This is a genomic window from Rhizobacter sp. P3_B12 (genome assembly GCF_056402895.1).
Window position 1 is genome coordinate 1 of record NZ_JBFUGN010000169.1, and the last position, 8,926, is coordinate 8,926.

General features: G+C 65.8%; 6 protein-coding genes and 2 pseudogenes. 1 reads left to right on the forward strand and 7 read right to left on the reverse strand.

The window, feature by feature from the left end:
* From AC1D01_RS11830 to AC1D01_RS11860, 7 genes and pseudogenes are all read right to left on the reverse strand, one after another.
* A pseudogene (locus AC1D01_RS11830) lies at nt 1–288 on the reverse strand (peptidase S11); the annotation flags it as partial.
* 211 nt (nt 289–499) lie between these two features.
* The gene (locus AC1D01_RS11835; RefSeq protein WP_477866358.1) at nt 500–2,041 is read right to left on the reverse strand and encodes a 2-isopropylmalate synthase; all 1,542 of its coding nucleotides are present in this window, start codon (nt 2,039–2,041) and stop codon (nt 500–502) included.
* Between the two features lie 36 nt (nt 2,042–2,077).
* Nucleotides 2,078–3,775 (reverse strand): 2-isopropylmalate synthase, encoded by a 1,698-nt coding sequence (leuA, locus tag AC1D01_RS11840; RefSeq protein WP_477866360.1) that lies wholly within the window; start codon nt 3,773–3,775, stop codon nt 2,078–2,080.
* Between the two features lie 198 nt (nt 3,776–3,973).
* Nucleotides 3,974–4,798 carry a CDP-diacylglycerol--serine O-phosphatidyltransferase gene (pssA, locus tag AC1D01_RS11845; RefSeq protein WP_477866366.1) on the reverse strand — a complete coding sequence of 275 codons (825 nt, stop codon included), beginning with the start codon at nt 4,796–4,798 and terminating at the stop codon, nt 3,974–3,976.
* 120 nt (nt 4,799–4,918) lie between these two features.
* Complete coding sequence (gene ilvC, locus AC1D01_RS11850) at nt 4,919–5,935, reverse strand: ketol-acid reductoisomerase (RefSeq protein ID WP_477866362.1); 1,017 nt, start codon at nt 5,933–5,935, stop codon at nt 4,919–4,921.
* 57 nt (nt 5,936–5,992) lie between these two features.
* Nucleotides 5,993–6,484 (reverse strand): acetolactate synthase small subunit, encoded by a 492-nt coding sequence (gene ilvN, locus AC1D01_RS11855; protein WP_047511839.1) that lies wholly within the window; start codon nt 6,482–6,484, stop codon nt 5,993–5,995.
* A gap of 167 nt (nt 6,485–6,651) precedes the next feature.
* On the reverse strand, nt 6,652–8,430 hold the full coding sequence (locus AC1D01_RS11860; RefSeq protein ID WP_477866364.1) for an acetolactate synthase 3 catalytic subunit: 1,779 nt from the start codon (nt 8,428–8,430) through the stop codon (nt 6,652–6,654).
* 255 nt (nt 8,431–8,685) lie between these two features.
* Between AC1D01_RS11860 and AC1D01_RS11865 the strand changes: the two are divergent.
* Nucleotides 8,686–8,926 (forward strand): annotated as a pseudogene (locus AC1D01_RS11865) (RNA polymerase sigma factor); the annotation flags it as partial.

Here is an 8,926-nt window from a genome sequence, read left to right on the forward strand (position 1 = left end):
GGTCAGCGAAGCGATCGGCAGCACGGCACCGGGGTTCGTGCTGAACAGCACTTCATTGGTGTCCTGGTCCATCACCAGGGCCACGCTGGATTTCAGCTCCAGCGCATCGACCGTGCTGTGCAGGCCGGCGATCTGGCCGAACGACGGACGCGCCGGCACGTAGGCGACGGTGCGAACCCGCTTGCTGCGGGCGGCGCTCTTGGAGGACTTGGCGGGGGTGGCCTTGGCGCTGGCAGCGGCCTTGCGCTTGGTGGGCTTGGCGGTGCCGTCTGCGGCAACTGCCGCCAACGGAAGCGCAACTGCAGTGATCAACGTGATCAACCCGCGAATCATCGCCGATACCGAAATTTGCATCTTTTTTGCCACAACAACCCCTTGACAGCCGCTGACGCGAGTGTAGGTGAAAGAAAAAAAGCGCGCAAGATCAAAAACTTACGCGCCCTTTCTCCTTCTGTACCTTAGGGTTTGTCAGGTCTGTGACAAAGTCATCAGATCAGCCTCATCCCTGGGCAGCGACGCGTTCGCTCTTGCTGTGCAGCTTGTTCATGGCTGCGAGGTAAGCCTTGGCCGAAGCCACCACGATGTCCGGATCAGACCCGACTCCGTTGACGACGCGGCCACCATGCTGCAGTCGAACCGTCACCTCTCCCTGGGATTCTGTGCTCCCCGACGTGATGGCATTGACCGAATAGAGCAGCATTTCGGCGCCACTTTGCAGCTTGGATTCGATCGCCTTCAGACTGGCATCGACCGGGCCGTTGCCGTCGCTCTCGGCATGGTGCTCGATGGCGCCGGCCGAGAACGCGACCTTGGCGTGCGGCCGCTCGCCCATCTCGGAGTGCTGCGACAGCGCGAGCAGCCGGTAGTGCTCGCTCTCGGCCATCACCGCCTCGTCCATCACCAGCGCGAGGATGTCCTCGTCGAAGATGTCGCTCTTGCGGTCGGCCAGCTCCTTGAACTTGGCGAACGCCGCATTGATCTCGGCCTCGGATTCCATCGCGATGCCGAGGTCCTGCAGGCGCTGCTTGAAGGCATTGCGACCCGACAGCTTGCCCAGCACGATCTTGTTGGCCGCCCAGCCCACGTCTTCGGCACGCATGATCTCGTAGGTGTCGCGCGCCTTCAGCACGCCGTCCTGGTGGATGCCGGACGCATGTGCGAACGCATTCGCGCCGACCACCGCCTTGTTCGGCTGCACCACGAAGCCGGTCGTCTGCGACACCAGGCGCGAGGCCGGCACGATCTGCGTCGCATCGATGCCGAGGTCGAGGCCGAAGTAGTCGCGGCGCGTCTTCACGGCCATCACGATCTCTTCGAGCGAGCAGTTGCCGGCACGCTCGCCCAGGCCGTTGATCGTGCACTCGACCTGTCGCGCACCGCCGATCTTGACGCCGGCCAGCGAATTGGCGACCGCCATGCCGAGGTCGTTGTGGCAGTGCACCGACCAGACCGCCTTGTCGGCGTTCGGGATGCGCTGGCGCAGGTCCAGGATGAAGTTGCCGTACAGCTCGGGGATCGCGTAGCCGACGGTGTCGGGGATGTTGATCGTCGTCGCGCCTTCGGCGATCACCGCCTCGAGCACGCGGCACAGGAAGTCGGGGTCGGAGCGGTAGCCGTCTTCCGGCGAGAACTCCACGTCGCCGCTCAGGTTGCGCGCGAAGCGCGTGGACAGCCGCGCCTGCTCGTACACCTGGTCCGGCGTCATGCGCAGCTTCTTCTCCATGTGCAGCGCGCTGGTCGCGAGGAACAGGTGGATGCGCGTCGAGGCGCCGCCCTGCAGCGCCTCGGCGGCGCGCGAGATGTCGCGGTCGTTCGCGCGCGCCAGCGAGCAGACGGTGCTGTCCTTCACCGCGTGGGCGATCGCCTTCACCGCTTCGAAGTCGCCGTTCGACGCCGCCGCGAAGCCGGCCTCGATCACGTCGACCTTCAGGCGCTCGAGCTGCCGGGCGATGCGCAGCTTCTCGTCCTTGGTCATCGAGGCGCCGGGCGATTGCTCGCCGTCACGCAAGGTGGTGTCGAAAATGATCAGTTTGTCGGTCATGGGGTGACTCCTCAGTTCTGGTGATCGGCTCGGATCTTAGGCGAGCTCGGCGGCCTTGAAGGCCAGTTCGCCTCGGCGCAGCGCCCGCTGCAGGCCCGACACGATGGCCTTCAACGAGGCGGAAACGATGTTGGCGTCGATGCCGACGCCGAACAGCGTCACCGCCTCGCCGACCCGCAGCTCGAGGTAGGCCGCAGCGCGCGCATCGGCGCCGCTGGCGATCGCATGCTCGTGGTAGTCCAGCACGCGCACCGGCACGGCCAGGTGCCGGTTCAGCGCGTTGACGAACGCGTCGATCGGCCCGGCGCCCTGCGCATCCAGCGCGAGTTCGCGATCGCCCAGGCCGACCGTGCCCTGCAGGCGAACCGAGCCGTCGGCCTGCGCGGTGATCGTCGGTGCCGCCGTGTGCACGCCGGGAGCGTCGGCGATGCCGTACTCGCTCCGGAAGACGGCCCACAGGTCGGCCGCCGTCTGCTCCTTGCCGCTGTCGTCCATCACGCGCTGGACCACGCTGCTGAACTCGATCTGCAGGCGGCGCGGCAGCTCCACGCCGTACTCGGTCTCGAGCAGGTACGACACCCCGCCCTTGCCCGACTGGCTGTTGACGCGGATCACCGCGTCATAGCTGCGCCCGAGGTCGACCGGATCGATCGGCAGGTAGGGCACGTCCCAGATGTCGGTCGGCTGGCGCTGCGCGAAGGCCTTCTTGATCGCATCCTGGTGCGAGCCGGAGAACGAGGTGTAGACCAGGTCGCCGGCATACGGATGCCGCGGATGCACCGGCAACTGGTTGCAGTGCTCGACGCAGCGGCGCACCTCGTCGATGTCCGAGAAATCGAGGCCCGGGTCGACGCCCTGCGTGTACAGGTTCAGCGCGATGTTGACGAGGTCGACGTTGCCGGTGCGCTCGCCGTTGCCGAACAGGCAGCCTTCGATGCGGTCGGCGCCCGCCATCAGGGCGAGCTCGCCGGTCGCGGTGCCGGTGCCGCGGTCGTTGTGCGGATGCACCGACAGCACGATCGCATCGCGCCGCTCGAGGTGGCGGTGCATCCACTCGATCATGTCGGCGAACACGTTCGGCGTGCAGCGCTCGATGGTGGTCGGCAGGTTGATGATGCAGGGGCGCTGCGGCGTGGGCTGCCACACCGCGGTCACCGCGTCGACGACGCGCTTGGCGAACGGCAACTCGGTGTCGGAGAAGGTCTCGGGCGAGTACTCGAAGCGCCAGTCGGTGCCGGGCTGCGCCGCGGCGCACTCGTTGAAGATGCGCGCATGGCTGGCCGCGAGCTCGACGACGCCGTCCTCGTCGAGGCCGAGCACCACGCGGCGCATGCCCGGGGCCGTCGCGTTGTAGAGGTGGACGATGGCGCGGCGCGCGCCCTGCAGCGATTCGAAGGTGCGGCGGATCAGCGGCTCGCGGGCCGGCGTCAGCACCTGGATCGTCACGTCGTCCGGGATGCGGTCCTGCTCGATCAGCAGCCGCACGAAATCGAAATCCGTCTGCGAGGCCGAGGGGAAGCCGACCTCGATCTCCTTGAAGCCGATGCGCAGCAGCATCTCGAACATGCGCAGCTTGCGCTGCGCGTCCATCGGCTCGATCAGCGCCTGGTTGCCGTCGCGCAGGTCGGTGCTGAGCCAGATCGGTGCGTGYGTCAGCACGGCGTCCGGCCAGCGGCGGTCGGGCAAGGCGACGGGTTTGAATGCGCGGTACTTGGTGTGCGGCTGCTTCAGCATGGCGATCCCTCGAGAGTCGTGTGGGGCAACCTGCACTCCAAAAAGCAAAACGGCCCGCTGCAGGTTGCAATCGGGCCGTTGAGACGAAAACGATGGACGTGAACGATCAGCGCACCCGGGGTACTCCTAGGGATAGCGCTAGCGTGATCGTGGAGCGAAATGTCATGGGGTCCGAATGTAGCATGCCTCGCCGCGGGGTCAGCGATGCAGGCCTTCTTCGTCGGGCTCGTCCATCGACGTGGCGATCACGCTGACCGGCTTGCCCTTCATCCGCTTCCAGACGTAGACGCCGTAGCCCGAGACGCCGTAGATGACGAACAGGCCGAAGAACACCAGCGGCGGGTGCCAGGTGAACAGCGAGATGCCGAGCGCGATCGCGACGATCACGACGAACGGCACCGAGCGCTTGAAGCTCACGTCCTTGAAGCTGTAGAACGGCACGTTGGTCACCATCGTCAGCCCGGCATACAGCGTGAAGCCGAACGCCATCCAGATGAGCCAGGCGCCCTCCTCGTCGACCACGAAACCCTGGTCGTTCATCAGCCAGATGAAGCCCATCACCAGCGCCGCGGCCGCCGGGCTCGGCAGCCCCTGGAAGAAGCGCTTGTCGACGACCTTCAGGTTGGTGTTGAAGCGGGCCAGGCGCAGCGCGGCGCACGAGCAGTAGACGAAGGCGGCGAGCCAGCCCGGCTTGCCCAGGTCCTTCAGCGCCCATTCGTAGACGATCAGCGCCGGCGCGGCACCGAACGACACCATGTCCGACAGGCTGTCCATCTGCTCGCCGAACGCGCTCTGCGTGTTCGTCATGCGCGCCACGCGGCCGTCGAGGCTGTCGAGCACCATCGCGCAGAAGATGCCGATGGCCGATTGCTCGAACTGGCCGTTCATCGCCATCACGATGGCATAGAAGCCGCCGAACAGCGCCGCCAGCGTGAACAGGTTCGGCAGGATGTAGATGCCCTTGCGGCGCGGCCGCGCCGGTGGCACATCAGCATCTGGCAGGTGGGGGTCGCCGTCGTGCACGTCGTCGCTCATGGGCCGTTGGTGGAGGGGAATGGCGCGAAGGATACCGCAGCGCCCCTGTGAAAAAGGGCCGCACGCGCGCGGCGTGCAGCCCTTTCGGCTGGCGGGCTGGCGCGCCGGTCAGTTCTTCGACTGGTCGACCAGGCGGTTCTTCTTGATCCACGGCATCATCGCGCGCAGCTGCTCGCCGACCACCTCGATCGGGTGCTCGGCCGTCAGGCGGCGGCGCGACAGCAGCGTCGGGGCACCGGCGCGGTTCTCCAGGATGAAGCTCTTCGCGTATTCGCCGGTCTGGATGTCCTTCAGCGCCTGGCGCATCGCCTGGCGGGTCTCGTCCGTCACGATCTTCGGCCCGGTCACGTACTCGCCGTACTCGGCGTTGTTCGAGATCGAGTAGTTCATGTTGGCGATGCCGCCTTCATAGATCAGGTCGACGATCAGCTTCAACTCGTGCAGGCACTCGAAATAGGCCATCTCCGGCGCGTAGCCGGCTTCGGTCAGCGTCTCGAAACCGGCCTTGATCAGCTCGACGGCACCGCCGCACAGCACGGCCTGCTCGCCGAACAGGTCGGTCTCGGTCTCTTCGCGGAAGTTGGTCTCGATCACGCCGGCCTTGCCGCCGCCGTTGGCCGCCGCGTACGACAGCGCCAGGTCACGCGCCTTGCCGGTCTTGTCGGCATAGACGGCGATCAGGTGCGGCACGCCGCCACCCTGCGTGTAGGTCGAGCGCACCGTGTGGCCGGGGGCCTTCGGCGCGACCATCCACACGTCGAGGTCGGCGCGCGGCACGACCTGGCCGTAGTGCACGTTGAAGCCGTGCGCGAACGCGAGCGAAGCGCCCTGCTTGATGTGCGGCTCGACCTCGTTCTTGTAGACGGAGGCGATCTGCTCGTCGGGCAGCAGGATCATGACGACGTCGGCGGCCTTCACCGCATCGGCGATCTCGGCGACCTTCAGGCCGGCCTTCTCGGCCTTGGACCACGAGGCCCCGCCCTTGCGCAGGCCGACGGTGACCTTGACGCCGCTGTCGTTCAGGTTCTGCGCGTGCGCATGGCCTTGCGAGCCGTAGCCGATGATCGTGACGTTCTTGCCCTTCACCAGGCTCAGGTCAGCATCCTTGTCGTAATAAACCTTCATGGTCTTCTCCAGAAAAAACAGGTCAGTCTTGCGGGGTGAATGGATTGATCGAGACGATCAGACGCGCAGGATGCGCTCGCCGCGACCGATCCCGCTGGTGCCGGTGCGCACGGTTTCCAGGATGGCGCTGCGGTCGATCGCTTCGATGAAGGCATCGAGCTTGGACGCATCGCCGGTGAGTTCAATGGTGTAGCTCTTTTCCGTGACGTCGATGATGCGGCCGCGGAAGATGTCGGCCATGCGCTTCATCTCTTCGCGCTCCTTGCCGACGGCGCGCACCTTGATGAGCATCAGCTCGCGTTCGGTGAAGGCGCCTTCGGTCAGGTCGACCACCTTGACCACCTCGATGAGGCGGTTCAGGTGCTTGGTGATCTGCTCGATCACCTCGTCGGAGCCGGTCGTCACGATGGTCATGCGCGACAGCGAGGCGTCTTCGGTCGGCGCGACCGTCAGGCTCTCGATGTTGTATCCGCGGGCGGAGAACAACGCGACGACGCGCGACAGCGCGCCCGGTTCGTTCTCGAGCAACAAGGCAATGATGTGTTTCATGGTCGTTGGAGCGCGCTCTTCAGCCCGGCGGCGGTAACCGACGGTCCTTGGCCACGCTGTGTCGATGATGGAAAGTTGAACCTCGAATTGCCGAAGCGGCGACACGTGCATCCCACCGGCGGTCGACGGCGCGCGGTAACGCGCCGCCCTGGCCGGTGTTCAGCGCGTCACAGGTCTTCGGACCCCAGCAGCATCTCGCTGATGCCCTTGCCCGCCTGGACCATCGGCCAGACGTTCTCGGTCGGATCGGTGCGAATGTCGAGGAACACCGTCCGGTCCTTCAGCCGGATGGCCTCGCGCAGCGCCGGCTCGACATCCGACGGCTTCTCGACCAGCAGGCCGACGTGGCCATAGGCCTCGGCCAGCTTGACGAAGTTGGGCAGCGCGTCCATGTAGCTGTGCGAGTAGCGGCCGCCGTAGTCGRGCTCCTGCCACTGCCGCACCATGCCGAGGTAGCGGTTGTTCAGCGACACGATCTTGACCGGCGTCTTGTACTGCAGGCAGGTCGACAGCTCCTGGATGCACATCTGGATCGAGCCTTCGCCGGTGATGCAGAACACATCCGCATCGGGCTTCGCGAGCTTGATGCCCATCGCGTACGGCAGCCCGACGCCCATCGTGCCCAGGCCGCCGGAATTGATCCAGCGACGCGGTTCGTCGAACCGGTAGTACTGCGCGGCCCACATCTGGTGCTGGCCGACATCGGAGGTGATGTAGGTGTCGCGATCCTTCGTCAGCTCCCAGAGCTTCTCGACGACGGACTGCGGCTTGATGACCTCGGTGCTGCCCTTGTACGACAGGCAGTCGCGCCTGCGCCACTCGTTGATCTGGGCCCACCAGGCCGTCAGCGCCGGCGCGTCGGGACGGGCCTGGCCCTCGCGGATCTGCGCGATCAGCTCCTGCAGCACGTCCTTCACGTCGCCGACGATCGGGATGTCGACCTTGACGCGCTTCGAGATCGACGACGGATCGATGTCGATGTGGACGATCTTGCGCTCGACCGACGCGAAGTGCTTCGGGTTGCCGATCACGCGGTCGTCGAAGCGCGCGCCGACCGCCAGCAGGACGTCGCAGTTCTGCATCGTCATGTTGGCTTCGTAGGTGCCGTGCATGCCGAGCATGCCGAGGAACTTCGGGTCGCTGGACGGGAACGAGCCCAGCCCCATCAGCGTGTTGGTGACCGGGTAGCCGAGCAGGTTGACCAGCTCGCGCAACTCGGCCGACGCATTGCCCAGCACGACGCCGCCGCCGGTGTAGATGTACGGCCGCTTGGCGGCCAGCAGCAACTGCACTGCCTTGCGGATCTGCCCGCCATGGCCCTTGCGGACCGGGTTGTACGAGCGCATCTCGAYGCTCTGCGGATAGTGGAACGGGGTCGTCTTCTGCGACACGTCCTTCGGGATGTCGACCACGACCGGGCCGGGGCGGCCGGTGCGGGCGATGTGGAAGGCCTTCTTGAGCGTCATCGCGAGGTCGCGCACGTCCTTCACGAGGAAGTTGTGCTTGACGATCGGCCGGGTGATGCCGACGGTGTCGCATTCCTGGAAGGCGTCGAGGCCGATCGCCGGCGTCGGCACCTGCCCGGTGATGATCACCATCGGGATCGAATCCATGTAGGCAGTCGCGATGCCGGTGATGGCATTCGTGACGCCCGGGCCCGAGGTGACCAGCGCGACGCCGACGTTGCCGGTGGCGCGGGCATAGCCGTCGGCCGCATGGACCGCCGCCTGTTCATGGCGGACCAGCACGTGCTGGATGGTCTCCTGCTTGTACAGCGCGTCGTAGATGTAGAGGACGGCGCCGCCCGGGTAGCCCCAGAGGAACTTGACGTTCTCGGCCTGGAGGCAGCGGACGAGGATTTCGGAGCCGTTCGGCTCGGCGGAGGGAGAGGAAGGGTGCGGTTGTGCCGAAGCGGCACGCTTGATTTCCGCGGCAGACATGTCCATGTTGAACCTTTGTGATTTTCTCTGACGAAAAACCATCGGTGCACCTTTCCCAGCCCTCGTGAGGCGGGTGTGGTACCTGCGCGGCCAGAAACTGCAACGCCCGCGGTCGGGCAGCTGAGTCAAGACCGAATGTTGTGCAACGGGCGATTATGGCACCGGTTTGCAGCGATCTCCGGCGAAAGGCGCGCCCGACCGGGTGGCGGTGAGATAATCCGCCCCGTTTTGGCAGGCTGCCCGGCCCGAGGCGCACCCCCCTTGGCATCTGAAAAAGAACTTTCCGATTTCCTCAAGAGCGTCGAGAAACGTGCCTTCAAGCGCGTGGTGTACGCCGTGCGGGATGACGATGCGGCCCTCGACATCGTCCAGGACTCGATGATCCGGCTGGCCGAGAAATACTTCGACCGCCCTGCCGAGGAATTGCCGCTGGTGTTCCAGCGCATCCTGTCGAACGCGACGATGGACTGGTTCCGGCGCCAGAAGGTGCGCAATGCCGTCA

Excerpts from the sequence above, each read along its gene's own strand:
- AC1D01_RS11835 (WP_477866358.1), bottom strand. The coding sequence starts at position 2,041 with ATGACCGACAAACTGATCATTTTCGACACCACCTTGCGTGACGGCGAG.
- ilvC (WP_477866362.1), bottom strand. The coding sequence starts at position 5,935 with ATGAAGGTTTATTACGACAAGGATGCTGACCTGAGCCTGGTGAAGGGC.
- ilvN (WP_047511839.1), bottom strand. The coding sequence starts at position 6,484 with ATGAAACACATCATTGCCTTGTTGCTCGAGAACGAACCGGGCGCGCTG.